Below are 19603 nucleotides of genomic sequence, written 5' to 3'. Positions count from 1 at the left end.
CAGTGGACGCGAGCAACTGAGGACAAGCCCTCGGCCTATTAGTACCAGTCAGCTCCACCCGTTACCGGGCTTCCACATCTGGCCTATCAACCCAGTCGTCTACTGGGAGCCTTACCCTCTCAAGGAGGTGGGAATACTCATCTTGAAGCAGGCTTCCCGCTTAGATGCTTTCAGCGGTTATCCCTCCCGAACGTAGCCAACCAGCCATGCCCTTGGCAGGACAACTGGCACACCAGAGGTTCGTCCGTCCCGGTCCTCTCGTACTAGGGACAGCCCTTCTCAATATTCCTACGCGCACAGCGGATAGGGACCGAACTGTCTCACGACGTTCTAAACCCAGCTCGCGTACCGCTTTAATGGGCGAACAGCCCAACCCTTGGGACCGACTCCAGCCCCAGGATGCGACGAGCCGACATCGAGGTGCCAAACCATCCCGTCGATATGGACTCTTGGGGAAGATCAGCCTGTTATCCCCGGGGTACCTTTTATCCGTTGAGCGACGGCGCTTCCACAAGCCACCGCCGGATCACTAGTCCCGACTTTCGTCCCTGCTCGACCCGTCGGTCTCACAGTCAAGCTCCCTTGTGCACTTACACTCAACACCTGATTGCCAACCAGGCTGAGGGAACCTTTGGGCGCCTCCGTTACTTTTTGGGAGGCAACCGCCCCAGTTAAACTACCCATCAGACACTGTCCCTGATCCGGATCACGGACCGAGGTTAGACATCCAGCACGACCAGAGTGGTATTTCAACGACGACTCCACAACCACTGGCGTGGCCGCTTCAAAGTCTCCCACCTATCCTACACAAGCCGAACCGAACACCAATATCAAACTATAGTAAAGGTCCCGGGGTCTTTCCGTCCTGCTGCGCGAAACGAGCATCTTTACTCGTAGTGCAATTTCACCGGGCCTATGGTTGAGACAGTCGAGAAGTCGTTACGCCATTCGTGCAGGTCGGAACTTACCCGACAAGGAATTTCGCTACCTTAGGATGGTTATAGTTACCACCGCCGTTTACTGGCGCTTAAGTTCTCAGCTTCGCCACACCGAAATGTGACTAACCGGTCCCCTTAACGTTCCAGCACCGGGCAGGCGTCAGTCCGTATACATCGCCTTACGGCTTCGCACGGACCTGTGTTTTTAGTAAACAGTCGCTTCTCGCTGGTCTCTGCGGCCACCCCCAGCTCACGGAGTAAATCCGATCACCAGGACTGGCCCCCCTTCTCCCGAAGTTACGGGGGCATTTTGCCGAGTTCCTTAACCATAGTTCACCCGAACGCCTCGGTATTCTCTACCTGACCACCTGAGTCGGTTTAGGGTACGGGCCGCCATGAAACTCGCTAGAGGCTTTTCTCGACAGCATAGGATCATCCACTTCACCACAATCGGCTCGGCATCAGGTCTCAGCCTTATATGAGGGACGGATTTGCCTACCCCTCGGCCTACACCCTTACCCCGGGACTACCACCGCCCGGGCTGGACTACCTTCCTGCGTCACCCCATCGCTTACCTACTACAAGTCTGGTTCGCCGGCTCCACCACTTTCCTTTCCCCGAAGGGTCCGGAACGGCTTCACGGGCTTAGCATCGCCTGATTCGATATTGGGCGTTTCAAAGCGGGTACCGGAATATCAACCGGTTGTCCATCGACTACGCCTGTCGGCCTCGCCTTAGGTCCCGACTTACCCTGGGCAGATCAGCTTGACCCAGGAACCCTTAGTCAATCGGCGCACACGTTTCTCACGTGTGTATCGCTACTCATGCCTGCATTCTCACTCGTGAACCGTCCACAACTAGCTTCCGCTGCTGCTTCACCCGGCACACGACGCTCCCCTACCCATCACAGCAGGCGTTGGCCCTATTGCTGCAATGACACGACTTCGGCGGTACGCTTGAGCCCCGCTACATTGTCGGCGCGGAATCACTTGACCAGTGAGCTATTACGCACTCTTTCAAGGGTGGCTGCTTCTAAGCCAACCTCCTGGTTGTCTCTGCGACTCCACATCCTTTCCCACTTAGCGTACGCTTAGGGGCCTTAGTCGATGCTCTGGGCTGTTTCCCTCTCGACCATGGAGCTTATCCCCCACAGTCTCACTGCCACGCTCTCACTTACCGGCATTCGGAGTTTGGCTAAGGTCAGTAACCCGGTAGGGCCCATCGCCTATCCAGTGCTCTACCTCCGGCAAGAAACACGTGACGCTGCACCTAAATGCATTTCGGGGAGAACCAGCTATCACGGAGTTTGATTGGCCTTTCACCCCTAACCACAGGTCATCCCCCAGGTTTTCAACCCTGGTGGGTTCGGTCCTCCACGAAGTCTTACCTCCGCTTCAACCTGCCCATGGCTAGATCACTCCGCTTCGGGTCTAGAGCGTGCAACTCAATCGCCCTATTCGGACTCGCTTTCGCTACGGCTTCCCCACACGGGTTAACCTCGCTACACACCGCTAACTCGCAGGCTCATTCTTCAAAAGGCACGCAGTCACGACTGTATGTGCAAGCACATACAGCGACGCTCCCACGGCTTGTAGGCACACGGTTTCAGGTACTATTTCACTCCGCTCCCGCGGTACTTTTCACCATTCCCTCACGGTACTATCCGCTATCGGTCACCAGGGAATATTTAGGCTTAGCGGGTGGTCCCGCCAGATTCACACGGGATTTCTCGGGCCCCGTGCTACTTGGGAGATTCTTAAGCAAGCCGCTGATGTTTCGTCTACGGGGGTCTTACCCTCTACGCCGGACCTTTCGCATGTCCTTCGACTACATCAACGGTTTCTGACTCGCCGACCGGCCGGCAGACCGATCAAAAGAATTCCCACAACCCCGCATGCGCAACCCCTGCCGGGTATCACACGCATACGGTTTGGCCTCATCCGGTTTCGCTCGCCACTACTCCCGGAATCACGGTTGTTTTCTCTTCCTGCGGGTACTGAGATGTTTCACTTCCCCGCGTTCCCTCCACACTGCCTATGTGTTCAGCAGTGGGTGACAGCCCATGACGACTGCCGGGTTTCCCCATTCGGACACCCCCGGATCAAAGCTCAGTTGGCAGCTCCCCGGGGCCTATCGCGGCCTCTCACGTCCTTCATCGGTTCCTGGTGCCAAGGCATCCACCGTGCGCCCTTAAAAACTTGGCCTACAGATGCTCGCGTCCACTGTGTAGTTCTCAAGCAACGACCAGCCACCCATCACCCCACCAGACAAGCTGGCGAGTTCACTGGGGCCGGCATCGCGAAGATAAAGCCTTACGGCCGTACCCTCAGATACCCAACAACGTGCCAAGCACGATCCCCGCCACTCAAACCGTTTTCCACGCCGAAGCAGTACTCACAGAAGGTTTTGGAAACCGTGCCAACTAATCAACGTTCCACCCTGAGCTGACCGTGCAGAACGTTTGTCTGCAATCGGTACTGTGCTCCTTAGAAAGGAGGTGATCCAGCCGCACCTTCCGGTACGGCTACCTTGTTACGACTTCGTCCCAATCGCCAGTCCCACCTTCGACAGCTCCCTCCCTTACGGGTTGGGCCACCGGCTTCGGGTGTTACCGACTTTCGTGACGTGACGGGCGGTGTGTACAAGGCCCGGGAACGTATTCACCGCAGCAATGCTGATCTGCGATTACTAGCAACTCCGACTTCATGGGGTCGAGTTGCAGACCCCAATCCGAACTGAGACCGGCTTTTTGAGATTCGCTCCACCTCACGGTATCGCAGCTCATTGTACCGGCCATTGTAGCACGTGTGCAGCCCAAGACATAAGGGGCATGATGACTTGACGTCGTCCCCACCTTCCTCCGAGTTGACCCCGGCGGTCTCCTGTGAGTCCCCATCACCCCGAAGGGCATGCTGGCAACACAGGACAAGGGTTGCGCTCGTTGCGGGACTTAACCCAACATCTCACGACACGAGCTGACGACAGCCATGCACCACCTGTATACCGACCACAAGGGGGGCACTATCTCTAATGCTTTCCGGTATATGTCAAGCCTTGGTAAGGTTCTTCGCGTTGCGTCGAATTAAGCCACATGCTCCGCTGCTTGTGCGGGCCCCCGTCAATTCCTTTGAGTTTTAGCCTTGCGGCCGTACTCCCCAGGCGGGGAACTTAATGCGTTAGCTGCGGCACCGACGACGTGGAATGTCGCCAACACCTAGTTCCCAACGTTTACGGCGTGGACTACCAGGGTATCTAATCCTGTTCGCTCCCCACGCTTTCGCTCCTCAGCGTCAGTAATGGCCCAGAGATCCGCCTTCGCCACCGGTGTTCCTCCTGATATCTGCGCATTTCACCGCTACACCAGGAATTCCGATCTCCCCTACCACACTCTAGCTAGCCCGTATCGAATGCAGACCCGAGGTTAAGCCTCGGGCTTTCACATCCGACGTGACAAGCCGCCTACGAGCTCTTTACGCCCAATAATTCCGGACAACGCTTGCGCCCTACGTATTACCGCGGCTGCTGGCACGTAGTTAGCCGGCGCTTCTTCTGCAGGTACCGTCACTTTCGCTTCTTCCCTGCTGAAAGAGGTTTACAACCCGAAGGCCGTCATCCCTCACGCGGCGTCGCTGCATCAGGCTTTCGCCCATTGTGCAATATTCCCCACTGCTGCCTCCCGTAGGAGTCTGGGCCGTGTCTCAGTCCCAGTGTGGCCGGTCGCCCTCTCAGGCCGGCTACCCGTCGTCGCCTTGGTGGGCCATTACCCCACCAACAAGCTGATAGGCCGCGGGCTCATCCTTCACCGCCGGAGCTTTTAACCCCCGCCCATGCAGGCAGGAGTGTTATCCGGTATTAGACCCCGTTTCCAGGGCTTGTCCCAGAGTGAAGGGCAGATTGCCCACGTGTTACTCACCCGTTCGCCACTAATCCACCCCGAAGGGCTTCATCGTTCGACTTGCATGTGTTAAGCACGCCGCCAGCGTTCGTCCTGAGCCAGGATCAAACTCTCCATGAATGTTTACCCGTAATCGGGTGCACACGCACTTAGAGCGGGACAGTCATGTCGGAATAAGACCGACCGTCCACTGCGTCCTCGCTGTGTAATTGCCTGCAAGCACCACAGCCGAAGCTGCGACCTCACAGGTCTTTTTCAAAGGAACCTCATCCACCGAAATGGACGGGGTATCAACTTTTTGGCGTTGATTTTTGGCACGCTGTTGAGTTCTCAAGGAACGGACGCTTCCTTTGTACTCACCCTCTCGGGCTTTCCTCCGGGCTTTCGTTCTGTTCTGTTCTTGCGTTTCAGACTCTATCAGAGTCTGTCTCGCTTTTTTTCCGCCTTCCAGTTCTTCGCTTTCGCGTTTCCCTTTCCGGCGAGTCCGACTCTATCAGAAGTTTTCCACCGGATTTCCCGGCTTCAGTTTCCTGAATGAAGAGTTGGGTGTGCCCGCTTGGAATTCAATTCCTGGGGGCGAGAAAGACTTTAAACCATCACTGCCGAACTTGTCCAGTTCGAGGCAACCGTTCGAATCTACCTCCCCGCAGCCGCCGTGTCAACGGTGTTTGCGGGACGACGAGGAGACTAGCAGCTCAGCATGCTCGTACGCACATCAGGCCGCGGTGGGCAGCGTCGCCGTCTGGTCGGCCCGTTCGACGTCGCCCACGTCGCCGGCGCGGGCCGCGCGGCCGCCCAGGACGTAGACGTAGAGCAGGAAGGCCGCCTCGGCGGCCACGCCGATGGTGATGCGGGCCCACGTGGGCAGGCCCGAGGGGGTGACGAAGCCTTCGATCAGGCCCGAGAGGAACAGGACCGCGGCCAGGCCGATGGCCATGCCGAGGGCCGCGCGACCCTGCTCGGCCAGGGCCACGCGGCGGGTGCGGTGGCCTGGGTCGATGACCGTCCAGCCCAGGCGAAGGCCCGTACCGGCGGCCACGAAGACGGCCGTCAGTTCGAGCAGGCCGTGCGGAAGGATCAGGCCGAGGAAGACGTCTAGGCGGTCGGCCGAGGACATCAGGCCGATGCCGACGCCCAGGTTCAGCATGTTCTGCCACAGGATGTACAGGACCGGCAGGCCCAGGAAGCCGCCCAGGACCAGGCAGATCGCGGCCGCCTGGGCGTTGTTCGTCCAGACCTGGGCCGCGAAGGAGGCCGCGGGGTGGCTGGAGTAGTACGTCTCGTACCCGCCGCCCGGCTTAGTCATCGCCTTCAGGTCCTCCGGAGCGCCGATCGCGTTCTGGATCTCCGGATGGGTGGCTATCCACCAGCCGACGAGCACGCCGACGGCGGTGGAGATCAGTGCCGTGGGTATCCACCAGCGGCGGGTGAGGTAGACGGCGGCCGGAAAGCCCGACGTGAAGAAGCGGGCCGCGTCGCGCCAGCCGGAGCGGCGGGTGCCCGTCACCGTGGCGCGGGCGCGGGCCACGAGCTGGGTCAGGCGGCCCGTGAGCATCGGGTCGGGGGTGCTGGACTGGACGAGGGAGAGGTGGGTGGCCGTGCGCTGGTAGAGCGCGACGAGCTCGTCGGCCTCGGCTCCCGTGAGGCGGCGGCCCCGGCCCAGGAGCTGTTCCAGGCGGGCCCACTCGGCCTGGTGGGCCGCAACGAAGACGTCGAGATCCATGCGGTTGGCGCTCCCCTGCCCCTGGTCCCTACCGGTTTCTCCTACTGCTTGCTTCGTCAGCTTGGCAGACTGGAGGCCGATGGGGCGGGGCAGGTCACGTGAACGTGAAGGGGTGTGTGCGTCGGTGAGCGATCTGGTGACGGGGGACGCGGTGGTCCTGGGGCTGCGGCCGGCGAGGCTGCCGAGCCGGGCGCTGGCGATCCTGCTCGACCTGGTCGTGTACGTCGCCGGGTACCTGCTGATCTCCGTCGGGCTGGTCCTGGCCACCGCTTCGCTCGACGGGGCGGCCCGGGCGGCCGTGTCGGTGGCCTCGTTCGTCCTCGTCCTGGTCGGCGTGCCGATCGCCGTGGAGACGCTGAGCCACGGGCGGTCGCTGGGCAAGCTCGCGTGCGGGCTGCGCGTGGTGCGCGACGACGGCGGGCCGATCCGGTTCCGGCACGCGCTGGTGCGCGGGGCCTTCGGGGTCTTCGAGCTGCTGATGACCCTCGGGTCGGTGGCGTGCATCGCCTCGCTGTTCTCCGAGCGCGGGCGGCGGCTCGGGGACGTGTTCGCGGGGACGCTGGTCATCCGGGAGCGGGTGCCGGGGGCTCGGGTGATGCCGGTGCCTCCGCCGCCCCCGTGGCTGGCCGGGCGGTTCGGCGGGCTGGATCTGTCCGCGGTGCCGGACGGGCTGTGGCTCGCGATCCGGCAGTACCTGACGCGCATGGACCAGCTGGATCCGCAGGTGGGGGCCTCGATGGCGGCCCGGCTCGCGGACGACTTGGTGGCGCGTACGGGGGCTCCGCCGCCGGTCGGGGTGCCCGCCGCCGCGTTCCTGATGGCCGTGGTGCACGAGCGGCAGTCGCGGGACGCCGCGCGGGCCTTCCGGCAGCAGCCGGCTCCCGGGGCGGCTCCCGTTCCGTACGGTCGGCCCGCGCCCGTGGTGATGCCGGCGGTGGCGGAGCCCGCGGTGGTGCCCGTCGCGGCGCCCGCGGCTCCGGTGGCTCCCGTACCGGTACCGGTACCCGTGGAGCCGCCGAAGGCGACCGGGTTCGCGCCGCCCGCCTGACCGGCTAGTCGGGGAAGGCCGACGGCGGGGTCTCCAGGTGTTCGAGTTCGATGCCGGGAGCCGAGAGGACCACGTCCCCGGCGATGTGGACCGTGCGGACCTCGCCGGTGTCCAGGGCGGTGACCCGGTACTCGTCGACCAGGAGCGGGCCGCTGTCCGTGGGGTGCTCCGCGCGGTCCAGGAGGGCCCAGGCCTGGTCGGTCGTACGGGCCGCCAGGACGGGGTCGGTCAGGGCGACGAGGCGGACGCGGGTGGCGGGTGCGCCGGGGGTCAGGCGCAGCAGCCGGGCCGTGGCGACGAGGAAGGCCGGGGAGGTGCCGGTGAAGCCGGCGGCCCCGGGGACGTTGCCCTCGGTGGCTTCGGCTCCGGCGGGGTCGGTGCGGACCCAGGTGATCCCGTCGATGGCGGCGCCGCGGACCTGCCAGCTGGAGGCGTTGACCTCGAGGCGGATGGGGCGGCCCAGTTCGTCGACGGCCAGGTCGACGGAGCCGCGGTGCGCACCGTCGGGCGCCGTGAGCTGGGAGACGTAGCGCCAGCCGGAGGGGCCCGGGGCGCAGTGGAAGTGCTCCTCGCCGAGGGGGGTGTGGTCGTGCGGGTCGTGGAGCGCGTAGCGGCCGCGGGGCATGGGGCGTCTTCCTGGGTTTCGGGCGGGTACGGGGCAGGCCCCCGGCACGGATGCCGGGGGCCTGACCTGACGCGTGGGTGCCGCTGATCCGTGGGGATCAGTAGCGGTAGTGGTCCGGCTTGTACGGGCCCGCGACGTCCACGCCGATGTAGGCGGCCTGCTCCGGGCGCAGGGTGGTCAGACGGACACCGAGGGCGTCGAGGTGCAGACGGGCCACCTTCTCGTCGAGGTGCTTGGGAAGCACGTACACGTCGGTGGGGTACTCGGCCGGCTTGGTGAAGAGCTCGATCTGGGCCAGGGTCTGGTCCGCGAAGGAGTTCGACATCACGAAGGACGGGTGACCCGTGGCGTTGCCCAGGTTCAGCAGACGACCCTCGGACAGGACGATGAGAACCTTGCCGTCGGGGAACTTCCACGTGTGGACCTGCGGCTTGACCTCGTCCTTGACGATCCCCTCGATCTTCGCGAGACCCGCCATGTCGATCTCGTTGTCGAAGTGACCGATGTTGCCCACGATGGCCTGGTGCTTCATCTTGGCCATGTCGGCGGCCATGATGATGTCCTTGTTGCCCGTCGTCGTGATGAAGATGTCCGCCGTCGCGACGACATCGTCGAGCGTCGCGACCTGGTAGCCGTCCATCGCCGCCTGCAGCGCGCAGATCGGGTCGATCTCCGTCACGATGACACGCGCACCCTGGCCGCGCAGCGACTCCGCGCAGCCCTTGCCGACGTCGCCGTAGCCGAAGACCACGGCCGTCTTACCGCCGATGAGGACGTCCGTGGCACGGTTGATGCCGTCGATGAGGGAGTGCCGGCAGCCGTACTTGTTGTCGAACTTCGACTTCGTCACGGCGTCGTTCACGTTGATCGCCGGGAACAGCAGCGTGCCCTCCGACATCATCTCGTACAGACGGTGAACACCCGTGGTCGTCTCCTCCGTGACACCGCGGATCTCCGACGCGAGCTGCGTCCACTTCTGCGGGTTCTCGCCCAGGGTGCGGTTGAGGAGGGTGAGGATGTGGGCGTACTCCTCGGAGTCCGCGGTGGACGGGTCCGGGGCGGCGCCGGCCTTCTCGAACTCGACGCCCTTGTGGACGAGGAGGGTGGCGTCGCCACCGTCGTCGAGGATCATGTTCGGGCCGCCGGTGGGGGTGTTCGGCCAGGTCAGCGCCTGCTCCGTGCACCACCAGTACTCTTCCAGCGTCTCGCCCTTCCAGGCGAAGACGGGGACGCCCTGCGGGTTCTCCGGGGTGCCGTTCGGGCCGACCGCGATGGCGGCGGCCGCGTGGTCCTGGGTGGAGAAGATGTTGCAGGAGGCCCAGCGGACGTCGGCGCCGAGGGCGACGAGGGTCTCGATGAGGACGGCGGTCTGCACGGTCATGTGCAGGGAGCCGGTGACGCGGGCGCCGGCCAGCGGCTGGGTGGCCGCGTACTCCCGGCGGATCGACATCAGACCGGGCATCTCGTGCTCGGCGAGGGTGATCTCCTTGCGTCCGAAGACGGCGAGGGAGAGGTCCGCGACCTTGAAGTCGGTGAAAGCGGCAGTCATGTGGGTGCTGCTCCTCGTGCTGTAGAGAGGTGGGTACGGCTGAGCTGTGCACCGTCGTCAAGACGTCGCACGTGGCGCTCAGTCCGTCGGGGGTCCTCTCTCCCCTCGGCCGGTCTCGAAGACCGCCCGACCGCCATCAGCAGCGACGCCTGACACTGATGACGAATCTACACCGATCGGCGGAGCGCGGCCCAGGTGATCTGAAGGCAAGTCGGCTCCGGGGTTCGGGGCCTACGGCGAAGGATTCAGGGCCTTTCGGACTTTTGATCCACCCCTTACATGCGCGACGATGCCGTTGGGTCGGGTTGTACGCGCGATCCCGGCAGGACAACGCACGTGTCGTGAGGAGATTCCAGTGACCAGTCCGGCAGGCCCTCCCGAAGGCGGGGACGCGAGCGGGCGCAAGCCCGTGAAGATCGTCGCCGTTACCGCGTGCCCCACCGGGATCGCGCACACGTACATGGCCGCGGAGAAGCTCCAGCAGGCCGGCGACCGTCTCGGCATCTCCATCAAGGTGGAGACCCAAGGCTCGATCGGAGCCGAGAACGTGCTCTCTGACAACGATGTCAGGGAAGCGGACGCCGTGATCATCGCCGCCGACAAGGAAGTCGACCTCGACCGGTTCGCCGGCAAGCGGGTGCTGTCCACGGGCGTCGCGGACGGCATCCACAAGCCGGAGGAACTGATCCGGCGCGCGCAGAGCGCGCCGGTGCAGGCCGGAACCTCGGCGGCGGCGGGCAGCGGGGGCGCCGGTGGCGGTGGCGGTGGCGGTGGCCACCAGCGCAGTCAGGCCTACAAGGCGCTGATGAACGGCGTCTCCCACATGATCCCGTTCGTGGTCGTGGGTGGTCTGCTGCTGGCCGTCTCCCTGTCGCTCGGCGGGCACGCGGACGCCAAGGGCGGGCTGGTCATTCCCGACGGGACCTTCTGGTTCTACGTCAACAAGCTCGGCGTGACCGGCTTCTCGCTGATGCTGCCGATCTTCTCCGGCTACATCGCCTACGCGCTGGGCGACCGGCCGGCCCTCGTACCCGGCATGATCGGCGGCTTCCTCGCCGCGGACGCCGTGCACATCTACGGGGCCGATGCGAACGCCGGCTTCCTGGGCGCCATCGCGACCGGCTTCCTCGCGGGCTATCTGGTCATGTGGATCAAGAAGGTCAAGGTCCCCAAGGTCATCCAGCCGATCATGCCGATCATCGTGATCCCGATCGTGTCGACCGTGGCGCTGGGCCTGTTCTACATCTACGTCATCGGGCGACCGATCTCCTGGGTCTTCACCCACCTGACCAGCTGGCTGAACGGGATGACCGGCTCCAGCGCGATCGTGCTGGGCACCATCATCGGCCTGATGATCGCCTTCGACATGGGCGGTCCGGTCAACAAGACCGCCTTCCTCGTCGCCGTCGGCCTCATCGGCACCAACAACCACGTCATGGGCATGGCCGCCGCGGCCATCCCCGTCATGCCGCTCGGCCAGGGCCTGGCCACGCTGCTGCGCCGCAAGCTCTACAGCGACGAGGAGAAGGAGACCGGGCTCGCCGCCCTGTTCATGGGCTTCTTCGGCATCTCCGAGGGAGCGATCCCCTTCGCCGCGGCCCGGCCCGCCCAGGTCATCCCCGCGAACATGCTCGGTGGCGCGGTGGCCGGTGCGATCGCCGGTGTGGCCGGGGTCCAGGACTCGGTGCCGCACGGCGGTCCGATCGTCTCGCTGTTCGGTGCGATCAGCGGCGTCGCGATGTTCTTCGTGGCCATCGCGGCCGGTGCGGTCGTGACCGCGCTGACGACCAACGCGCTGATCGAGTTCAAGCAGCGCCGGGACGGCGTGGCCTCGGGCGCCGGCACCGGCTCCGGGGGCCTCGCGCCCGAGCCGGCCCTGGTCGGTGCGGGCGCCCCCGTGGGCGGCGGCGCGGCCGTGGGTGCGGGAGCAGCCGGGACGGCCGTACGGGCACCGCAGCCGGCCGCGGCCGCGGTGGCCTCGGGCGGAGCGCCCGAGGTGCTGTCCGGGTACGTCACCGAGCAGACCGTGAAGACGGAGCTGGCCTCTGGCTCCAAGGAGGCGGCGATCCGCGAGATGGCGGAGATGCTGGCCACGACCGGCAACGTCACCGACGTGGACGAGCTCGTACGGGTCGCCCTGGCCCGGGAGGCGCAGGGTACGACCGGCCTCGGCGAATCCATCGCCATCCCGCACGCCAAGACGGACGCGGTGACCCGCCCGACGGTGGGCTTCGCCCGGTCCGACGAGGGCATCGAGTGGGGCGCGCTGGACGGGACGAAGGCCCGGCTGGTCTTCATGATCTCCGTACCGGAGGCCGCGGCCGGGGACGAGCACCTGCGGATCCTGGCTCTGCTGTCGCGCAAGCTGATGGACACCGGCTTCCGTGAGCGCCTCCAGGCCGCCCCCGGCAAGGCCGAGATCCTGGACGTGCTGCGCGAGATCCAGTAGCCGCGCCTCCTCTCGGAAACGTGTCGGGCCCCGTACCCCACCTCGGTGGTACGGGGCCCGAGTGCGCTGCGTACGCTTCCCGGTCCGGACACGGTGGCGTGGGGAGAGGGGAAGCGCATGGGGCGGGATCGGCGCAGGCCAGGGCGGCGGCGGGGGATCTGGGCACTGGTCCTGGTCGTGCTCGGCTCGGTGTTCCTCGTGGGGGGAACCGTCCTGGTCGTGGTGCTCGGGGGCGACGGCTACAGCAAGCGGTCGATCTCCTCGGAATCGATGGCACCGACGTACGACCGCGGGGACCAGGTGTGGTTCGCGCAGGCGGTGCCGACGCAGGTACGGCGTGGGGACCCCGTGCTCGTCACGCCGCCGCCCGCCTGGGAAACCGGCGGGGACGTCCTCAAACGGATCATCGCCGTCGGCGGCGACCGCATCTCCTGGTCCGCGGGCGATGCGGCACTGAAGCTGAACGGGAAGCCGCTCACCGAGCCGTACCTCAAGCACCCGGCGGTTCCGGCGGTGGCGCCCTTCGACGTCACGGTGCCCGAGGGCCGGATCTTCGTGATGGGCGACAACCGCACGAACACGTTCGACTCGCACCTGAGGACCGGCGACGGAAACCACGGAACCCTGCCGGTCTCGGCCGTGCAGGGGGTCCCCGTCGCGACGCCGACGGCACTGGTGGCCGCAGCGACGGTGTGCGTACTGGGCCTCCCCGTCTTCCTCACCGGCGGCGGGCTCGGCGTCGGCGCACTGGTGGCCCGGCGACGGGCGGCGAAGGCCGCGCAGGGCACGCCCGTCGCCGGGCACGCCGCCTGGGCCCACCAGGCTCCGGGCCACTGACCCCGCTCCGGGAGCGCCAGAGGCCCCCCTGCGTACGTGCAGGGGGGCCTCTTCGTGTCCGGCGCGGGGTCAGTGGCCCGGGTTGGTGCCCTTCGCGGCGGCCTCGGCGTTGTAGATGTCCGGCTCCAGGTAGATCACGCGGGCGATCGGGACCGCCGCGCGGATGCGGGCCTCGGCGGCGTTGATGGCGTTGGCCACCTCCGTCGCGGTGTCGTCGCTCTGGACGGAGATCTTCGCGGCGACCAGGAGCTCCTCGGGGCCGAGGTGCAGGGTGCGCATGTGGATGATGCCGGTCACGACGTCCCCGTCGACGACGGCGGCCTTGATCTTCTCGACGTCCTCGGTGCCGGCGGCCTCGCCGAGCAGCAGGGACTTGGTCTCGGCGGCGAGCACGATGGCGATGATGATGAGCAGGACGCCGATGCACAGGGTGCCGATGCCGTCCCAGACGCCGTTGCCGGTCAGCAGGGCGATGCCCACGCCCGCGAGGGCGAGGACGAGGCCGATGAGGGCGCCGAGGTCTTCGAGGAGGACCACGGGGAGCTCGGGGGCCTTGGCGCGCTTGATGAACTGGCCCCAGGTGAGGCTGCCGCGGATCTCGTTCGACTCCTTGATCGCGGTGCGGAAGGAGAAGGACTCCGCGATGATCGCGAAGACGAGGACGCCGACCGGCCAGTACCAGTGCGTGATCTCGTGCGGGTTGTGGATCTTCTCGTAGCCCTCGTAGATGGCGAACATGCCACCGACGGTGAACAGCACGATGGAGACCAGGAAGGCGTAGATGTAGCGCTCGCGCCCGTACCCGAAGGGGTGCTGCGGAGTCGCCTCGCGCTGGGCCTTCTTGCCGCCCAGCAGGAGCAGGCCCTGGTTTCCGGAGTCCGCCAGCGAGTGGACGCTTTCCGCGAGCATCGACGACGAGCCACTGAAGACGAAGGCCACGAACTTGGCTACCGCGATGGCCAGATTGGCGGCGAGTGCCGCCACGATCGCCTTGGTACCGCCCGACGCGCTCATGGTTGCGATGTATCCCTTCCTCGGTGCGGCGCCCCGGGCCGGGACGCCGCGCTACGGCCGCAGATTCTCACAGCCACCGAGAGGGACGGTACGTCAGACCACCACGGTGGCACGGAAGACGGTGCCGGTTCCGGACAGTTCGACCTTTTCGCCGGCCGGGACGAAGACAGATTCGCCGGGTGTCAGGGCCAGTTCGCCGGACTTCGGGGAGTTCGCCTTCGGGGAGCCCGCCGTGCACAGCAGGATCTGCGCGGTGCCGTCGGGGAGCACCCGGGGGGCGCCGCCTGCGGCCAGGACGAAGCGGGAGAGCCGGAACTCGTCGATGGGGGTCTCGTAGACCTCCTCGCCGTTGCCCTCCGGGCGCAGGATGCCGGGGTCGCCGGGCTCGAAGAGGGTGACCTTCAGCAGCTCCGGCACGTCGACGTGCTTGGGGGTGAGCCCGCAGCGCAGGACGTTGTCGGAGTTGGCCATGAGTTCGACGCCGAGGCCGTCGAGGTAGGCGTGCGGGATGCCGGCGCCGAGGAACATGGCTTCGCCGGGCTGGAGTTGCACGTGGTTGAGGAGCATCGCGGCGATGACGCCCGGGTCGCCCGGGTAGTGGTGGACGAGTCCGGCGTACGGGGCGTACGCGCCGCCGAGCCGCTCGGCGGCGGCAGCGGCCTCGGTGACCGTACGGGCCATCTCGGCGCGGTCGGCGGTCAGGACGGCGGTGAGCACCTCGCGCAGGGCCGCCTCCTCGGGGTGTGCCCGCAGGAGGTCGGCGTAGGGCTTCAGGGAGTTGACGCCGAGGCCCTCCAGCAGGGCGGCGGCCTCCAGCGGCGGGCGGAAGCCGGACAGGCCCTCGAAGGGGGTGAGGGCGCAGACCAGCTCGGGCTTGTGGTTGGCGTCCTTGTAGTTGCGGTGCGGTGCGTCGATCGGGACATCCCGGCGCTCCTCGTCCTCGAACCCGGCCTTCGCCTGGGCGAGATCGGGGTGGACCTGGAGGGAGAGCGGGGCACCGGCGGCGAGGACCTTGAAGAGGAAGGGGAGCCTGGGGCCGAACTTGCGGACGGCGGCGACTCCCAGTTCGCCTTCGGGGTCGGCCGCGATGACGTCCGAGAGGGCGCTCTCGCCTGCTCCGCGGTCTAGGCGGGAGGGGGCGCCGGGGTGGGCGCCCATCCACATCTCGGCCTGGGGTTCGCCGGTGGGGGCGACTCCGATGAGTTCGGGGATCGCGGTCGTCGATCCCCAGGCGTAGGGGCGGATCGTGTTCGTGAGGCGGTCCATCGGTCGTCTTCCTGGGTGAGAGGCGCGCGCGTGCTGCGCCTCAGCTGTGTCCCCCGGAGGCCAACGCCAGGTAGGCGGTGGCGAAATCCGTGACGGCGAGGAGTTCGGCGAGCTGTTCCAGCTCGGTGCCCTCCTCCGGTGCGAGCTCGCTGATGGCCGTGTCGTGGCTGAGGGCGAGCTCGCGGGCGGCAGGGGCGGCTGTCAGTCCGCCTGCGGGCCGGTCGCGCAACAGGACGATGCGTGCGCGAAGGGCCTGCGGTTCTTCCACTCGGTCGCGGAAGAAGTCGTCGGGGTCGGCGCCGGCGGCGAAGTCGCCGGAGAGCAGGACCCCGTGGGCCGGGAGGGCCTCGGGAAGGTCGGCGGCGAGTGCGGGTCGGCCGGCGAGTTCGGCGAGGGTGGCGGCGAAGCGGCGCCCGGCGGGTCCGGCGGCGGCGCCCTCGCTCCAGATGAGCGGGAGGGAGTCGGCGAGCTCGGCGGCGAGGGTCTTGGCCGGGTTGGAGTAGGTGGCGATGGCGGGGCCGCAGCGTTCGGCCGTGCGGTCGAGCCGGTCGGCGACGAGCTGCAGGGTGTGCGGGGCGGCGGTGACCAGGCCGACCCGGTCGAGGAGCACCAGCAGCGGGGTCAGCAGGGCCCAGAGGGCGCCGGGGCCCGCCGCGGCCGACTCGTCGTACTCCTGGTACGGGGCCTTGGCCATCGGTACGAGGAGCCCGTGCGCGCCGTCCACCGCTTCGCTCAGCGGCGAGCGCTCCGGGGCGACGGCCACCACGGTGCAGCCGCGCCGGTAGGCCTGCTCGGAGAGGACCGCGAGGCCGGGCTCGGTTCCGTCGGTGGTGGCGATGAGCAGCAGGTCGACGGGGCCGGCCCAGCCGGGCAGGGTCCAGCGCAGGGCCCCGGCGGCGTGCGCGACGCCGGTCGGGTGCAGCCGGATGACGGGCGCGGAGGCTCCGGCGAGCGCGCCGAGCAGGTCGGCGACCCCGGTGGCGGCGGTGCCGGGCCCGGCGATGAGGACCGCGCGGGGGCGGCCGTCGGGGCGCAGGTCGCCGAGGCCGGCCTCGGCGGCGTGCCGGGCCGCGGTGCGGACCCGTGCGCCGGCGTCGGCGGCGCCGCGGAGCAGGCCGCGGCGGTCGGCGCGGGCGAGATCGTCAGGTGCGTCGAGGAGCGACTCGTCGAGCATGGCGGCCTCCGGCTGTGTCTGTGACGGAACCTGTGTGGGACGGAACCAGTCTCGGCGCTTGCGCGGGGTGGCGGTAGGAGGCTCAGGCGGGACGGCGTGCCTCGTCGACGAGGAGCACCGGGATGCCGTCGCGGACCGGGTACGCGAGACCGCAGTCCTGGCCTCCGGTGCAGATCAGCTCGGGGGTCTCCGCGTCGGCCGACTTGTCCTCGAGGGGCGAGTGGCAGGCGGGGCAGGCGAGGATCTCCAGGAGGCCGGCTTCGAGCGGCATGTGCGGTTCCCTTCGGGGATGCGGATGTGGCCTGGTCAGCGTACCGCCGAGTCACCTTCGGTGGCGGGTGGAGCCGGTGCTCCACTGGCACTGGGGGCGGCTCGGCGGTACGCGGGGATCGGGTGCGGGTGCGCTGCCGGGGCTCCGCCCCGGACCCCGCGCCTCGAACGCCGGCGGGGCTGATTCTTTCCCGCCGGCGGGGCTGATTTTGCCCGGCCGAGCCCGAATGTGCGGGCGGCCGGGGTGTGCACGCCCCGGCCGTCCGCGGTACTACGCGCGGATGAGCGCCAGGACCTCGTCGCGGACCTTGGCGAGGGTGGTCTCGTCGCGGGCTTCCACGTTCAGGCGGAGCAGGGGCTCGGTGTTGGAGGCGCGGACGTTGAACCACCAGTCGGCGGCGGTCGCGGTGAGACCGTCCAGTTCGTCCAGGGTGACGCCCTCGACGGCTCCGTAGGTCTCCTTGACGGCGGCGAGGCGGCCGGCCTGGTCGGCGACGGTCGAGTTGATCTCGCCGGAGCCCGCGTAGCGGTCGTAGGAGGAGACGAGGTCCGAGAGGGGGCCGTCCTGGCCTCCGAGGGCCGCCAGGACGTGGAGCGCGGCGAGCATGCCGGTGTCCGCGTTCCAGAAGTCCTTGAAGTAGTAGTGCGCCGAGTGCTCGCCGCCGAAGATGGCGCCGGACTTGGCCATCTCCTCCTTGATGAAGGAGTGGCCGACGCGGGTGCGGACCGGGGTGCCGCCGTTCTCGCGGACGACCTCGGGCACGGACCAGGAGGTGATCAGGTTGTGGATCACGGTGCCGGTGCCGCCGTTGCGGGCCAGTTCGCGGGCCGCGACCAGGGCGGTGATGGCGGACGGGGAGACGCCCTCGCCCCGCTCGTCGACGATGAAGCAGCGGTCGGCGTCGCCGTCGAAGGCGATGCCGAGGTCGGCGCCCTCGGACAGCACGCGGGCCTGGAGGTCGACGATGTTCTTCGGGTCGAGGGGGTTGGCCTCGTGGTTGGGGAAGGTCCCGTCCAGTTCGAAGTACATGGGGACCACGTCCAGCGGGAGGCCCGCGAAGACGGTGGGGACGGTGTGCCCGCCCATGCCGTTGCCCGCGTCGACGACGACCTTGAGCGGGCGGATGCCGGTGAGGTCGACCAGGCCCTTCAGGTGGTCGGCGTAGCCGGTGAGGGTGTCCTGCTCGGTGACGGTGCCCGGGACGGTGCCGGCGGGGATCGCCGGGGCGCCCTCGTCGCTCCACTTCTCGGCGAGCTCGCGGATGGTGGAGAGGCCGGTGTCCTGGCCGACCGGGGCGGCGCCGGCCCGGCAGAGCTTGATGCCGTTGTACTGCGCCGGGTTGTGCGAGGCGGTGAACATCGCGCCGGGCAGGTCCAGCTTGCCGGAGGCGTAGTACAGCTGGTCGGTGGAGCACAGCCCGATGAGGGTGACGTCGACTCCGCGGGCGGCCGCGCCGCGGGCGAAGGCGGCGGACAGGGCCGGGGAGGAGGGCCGCATGTCGTGGCCGATGACGATGGCCGAGGCGCCGGTGACCTCGACGAAGGCGGCCCCGAACAGTTCGGCCAGGTGCTCGTCCCACTCGTCCGGCACGACGCCTCGTACGTCGTACGCCTTGACGATGTTCGAAAGATCGGTGGCCACTGCCTGCCCTCCGTAAGGTGATGTGCGGTGAAGCAAACCTACCGTGGACGCAGTGCGGCTTTTCAGATCGAGTGAATGTCAGGAGTCCGGCGAACGCAGGACGCGCAGGTGTCCGCGACGGGTCTCCCCGGGGGTGGAACCGCCCTGACCAGCGCCACCCGCTCCGGCCGCGCGCTCCGGCGGGCGGGCCGCCTCGCGGACGGCGTTGGCGAGGGCTTCGAGGTCGTCACCAGTGGGACGCGAGGGCGCGGACCCGTCGGTGAGGCGTACGACGTCCCAGCCGCGCGGGGCGGTCAGGCGCTCCGAGTGCTCGGCGCAGAGGTCGTAGCAGTGGGGTTCGGCGTAGGTGGCGAGCGGGCCGAGAACTGCGGTCGAATCGGCGTAGACGTACGTCAGAGTCGCGACGGCAGGGCGGCCGCACGCGGTGCGCGAACAGCGACGTACAAGGCTCACGACGTTGGACGGTACCGCACTCTTGACCGGGCCGCGACGACTCGCCCCCCGGCCGCTCCCCCGTGTCGTCCGATCTCCCCCGCCCCGGCGGGGATGTGCGGGCTACCCTGCGGGGGTGACGGACAGCGCTCTGCCTCCCCCTCCCGCTCCCCCGGCCGCCTCCCTGCCCGGCGGGTCCCCCTCCGGTGAGCCGCGGGTACGCAAGCGCGACCGGCACGGGCGCGGGATGCGCGGGCCGGTGGCCCCTCCGCAGGTGCCGCTGTCGGCGAGCCGGGGGGAGCTCTTCGGGGACCTCGTACGGGACTCCGTGGAGCGGCTGGAACGGCGTTGGCCGCAGCTGGCCGAGGTGGAGTTCATGATCGGCGACGTGCCGGGGCCGCCGGGGGGCGCGGAGACCGGCTGGAACGACGAGGCGGTGCAGCTGGGGGCGCTGGTGGAGGCCGGGGGTGGGCGGGCGGCGCGGATCGTGGTGTTCCGGCGGCCCGTGGAGATTCGGGCGAAGTCTCGGGATGAGCGGGCGATGCTGGTGCACGAGATCGTGGTGGAGCAGGTCGCGGAGTTGCTCGGGCTGTCGCCCGAGACGGTGGATCCGCGGTACGGGTCGGACTAGGGCCCGGCCCGCTTCGGCCCTGGCAGGCCCGCTTCGGCGCTGCCCGGCCGTGTCGGCGCTGCCCGGCCGTGCCGTTCCGGCCCCCGGTGCCCGCCTGCCCCGCGGCGGCG

The 19603-nt window shown here is 67.7% G+C and carries 13 protein-coding genes and 2 rRNA genes; 4 read left to right on the top strand and 11 right to left on the bottom strand.

Features of this window, described 5'->3' with window-relative positions:
- Positions 1-18: 18 nt before the first annotated feature.
- The 3 genes from ACE1OC_RS25255 to ACE1OC_RS25245 all read right to left on the bottom strand — a co-directional run bounded on the left by ACE1OC_RS25255 (position 19) and on the right by ACE1OC_RS25245 (position 6556).
- Positions 19-3142 (bottom strand): 23S ribosomal RNA (locus ACE1OC_RS25255).
- Positions 3143-3428: 286 nt separating this feature from the next.
- Positions 3429-4953, bottom strand: a 16S ribosomal RNA gene (locus tag ACE1OC_RS25250).
- The 16S and 23S rRNA genes sit together here, the layout of an rRNA operon.
- A gap of 595 nt (positions 4954-5548) precedes the next feature.
- Positions 5549-6556 carry a stage II sporulation protein M gene (locus ACE1OC_RS25245; protein ID WP_250736758.1) on the bottom strand — a complete coding sequence of 336 codons (1008 nt, stop codon included), beginning with the start codon at positions 6554-6556 and terminating at the stop codon, positions 5549-5551.
- A gap of 124 nt (positions 6557-6680) precedes the next feature.
- Between ACE1OC_RS25245 and ACE1OC_RS25240 the strand changes: the two genes are divergently transcribed.
- Complete coding sequence (locus ACE1OC_RS25240; protein WP_407838932.1) at positions 6681-7604, top strand: RDD family protein; 924 nt, start codon at positions 6681-6683, stop codon at positions 7602-7604.
- Positions 7605-7608: 4 nt separating this feature from the next.
- Here the strand turns inward: ACE1OC_RS25240 and ACE1OC_RS25235 are convergent, their stop codons facing one another.
- On the bottom strand, positions 7609-8229 hold the full coding sequence (locus ACE1OC_RS25235; protein WP_407838931.1) for a hypothetical protein: 621 nt from the start codon (positions 8227-8229) through the stop codon (positions 7609-7611).
- A gap of 97 nt (positions 8230-8326) precedes the next feature.
- A complete protein-coding gene (gene ahcY / locus ACE1OC_RS25230; protein ID WP_407838930.1) occupies positions 8327-9778 on the bottom strand; it encodes an adenosylhomocysteinase in 1452 nt (483 codons plus the stop codon).
- Positions 9779-10133: 355 nt separating this feature from the next.
- Here ahcY and ACE1OC_RS25225 point away from each other — a divergent pair, with 355 nt between their 5' ends.
- Together ACE1OC_RS25225 and lepB are read left to right on the top strand one after the other, a co-directional pair.
- Positions 10134-12227: a fructose-specific PTS transporter subunit EIIC gene (locus tag ACE1OC_RS25225; RefSeq protein WP_407838929.1), complete on the top strand. Its 2094-nt coding sequence runs from the start codon at positions 10134-10136 to the stop codon at positions 12225-12227.
- Positions 12228-12344: 117 nt separating this feature from the next.
- Positions 12345-13064, top strand: a complete 720-nt coding sequence (gene lepB, locus ACE1OC_RS25220) for a signal peptidase I (RefSeq protein ID WP_407838928.1) — start codon at positions 12345-12347, stop codon at positions 13062-13064.
- Positions 13065-13133: 69 nt separating this feature from the next.
- On the opposite strand, the gene ACE1OC_RS25215 is transcribed toward lepB, so the two are convergent.
- The 6 genes from ACE1OC_RS25215 to ACE1OC_RS25190 all read right to left on the bottom strand — a co-directional run bounded on the left by ACE1OC_RS25215 (position 13134) and on the right by ACE1OC_RS25190 (position 18883).
- A complete protein-coding gene (locus ACE1OC_RS25215; protein ID WP_407838927.1) occupies positions 13134-14078 on the bottom strand; it encodes a cation diffusion facilitator family transporter in 945 nt (314 codons plus the stop codon).
- Positions 14079-14171: 93 nt separating this feature from the next.
- The gene (gene manA / locus ACE1OC_RS25210) at positions 14172-15344 is read right to left on the bottom strand and encodes a mannose-6-phosphate isomerase, class I (RefSeq protein WP_407838926.1); all 1173 of its coding nucleotides are present in this window, start codon (positions 15342-15344) and stop codon (positions 14172-14174) included.
- Positions 15345-15384: 40 nt separating this feature from the next.
- Positions 15385-16518, bottom strand: coding sequence for an SIS domain-containing protein (locus tag ACE1OC_RS25205; RefSeq protein ID WP_407838925.1), 1134 nt, complete (start codon positions 16516-16518; stop codon positions 15385-15387).
- Between the two features lie 82 nt (positions 16519-16600).
- Positions 16601-16789 (bottom strand): Trm112 family protein, encoded by a 189-nt coding sequence (locus tag ACE1OC_RS25200; protein WP_274552984.1) that lies wholly within the window; start codon positions 16787-16789, stop codon positions 16601-16603.
- A gap of 270 nt (positions 16790-17059) precedes the next feature.
- Positions 17060-18430 carry a phosphomannomutase/phosphoglucomutase gene (locus ACE1OC_RS25195; protein WP_407838924.1) on the bottom strand — a complete coding sequence of 457 codons (1371 nt, stop codon included), beginning with the start codon at positions 18428-18430 and terminating at the stop codon, positions 17060-17062.
- Positions 18431-18508: 78 nt separating this feature from the next.
- Positions 18509-18883 (bottom strand): DUF3499 domain-containing protein, encoded by a 375-nt coding sequence (locus tag ACE1OC_RS25190; RefSeq protein WP_274552987.1) that lies wholly within the window; start codon positions 18881-18883, stop codon positions 18509-18511.
- A 115-nt stretch (positions 18884-18998) separates the two neighbouring features.
- Between ACE1OC_RS25190 and ACE1OC_RS25185 the strand changes: the two genes are divergently transcribed.
- Positions 18999-19493, top strand: a complete 495-nt coding sequence (locus ACE1OC_RS25185; protein WP_407838923.1) for a metallopeptidase family protein — start codon at positions 18999-19001, stop codon at positions 19491-19493.
- The last annotated feature ends 110 nt before the right edge of the window (positions 19494-19603 follow it).

The organism is Streptomyces stoeckheimensis, from assembly GCF_045822005.1.
In the GTDB taxonomy this organism is placed as follows: Bacteria; Actinomycetota; Actinomycetes; order Streptomycetales; family Streptomycetaceae; genus Streptomyces; species Streptomyces stoeckheimensis.
This window is presented reverse-complemented; position numbering and strand designations above follow the sequence as displayed.

What these genes read in the sequence shown, in the direction of transcription:
- manA (WP_407838926.1), bottom strand. Translation starts at nt 15,344, where the DNA reads ATGGACCGCCTCACGAACACGATCCGCCCCTACGCCTGGGGATCGACG.
- lepB (WP_407838928.1), top strand. Translation starts at nt 12,345, where the DNA reads ATGGGGCGGGATCGGCGCAGGCCAGGGCGGCGGCGGGGGATCTGGGCA.
- ahcY (WP_407838930.1), bottom strand. Translation starts at nt 9,778, where the DNA reads ATGACTGCCGCTTTCACCGACTTCAAGGTCGCGGACCTCTCCCTCGCC.
- ACE1OC_RS25215 (WP_407838927.1), bottom strand. Translation starts at nt 14,078, where the DNA reads ATGAGCGCGTCGGGCGGTACCAAGGCGATCGTGGCGGCACTCGCCGCC.
- ACE1OC_RS25245 (WP_250736758.1), bottom strand. Translation starts at nt 6,556, where the DNA reads ATGGATCTCGACGTCTTCGTTGCGGCCCACCAGGCCGAGTGGGCCCGC.
- ACE1OC_RS25235 (WP_407838931.1), bottom strand. Translation starts at nt 8,229, where the DNA reads ATGCCCCGCGGCCGCTACGCGCTCCACGACCCGCACGACCACACCCCC.
- ACE1OC_RS25200 (WP_274552984.1), bottom strand. Translation starts at nt 16,789, where the DNA reads ATGCCGCTCGAAGCCGGCCTCCTGGAGATCCTCGCCTGCCCCGCCTGC.
- ACE1OC_RS25205 (WP_407838925.1), bottom strand. Translation starts at nt 16,518, where the DNA reads ATGCTCGACGAGTCGCTCCTCGACGCACCTGACGATCTCGCCCGCGCC.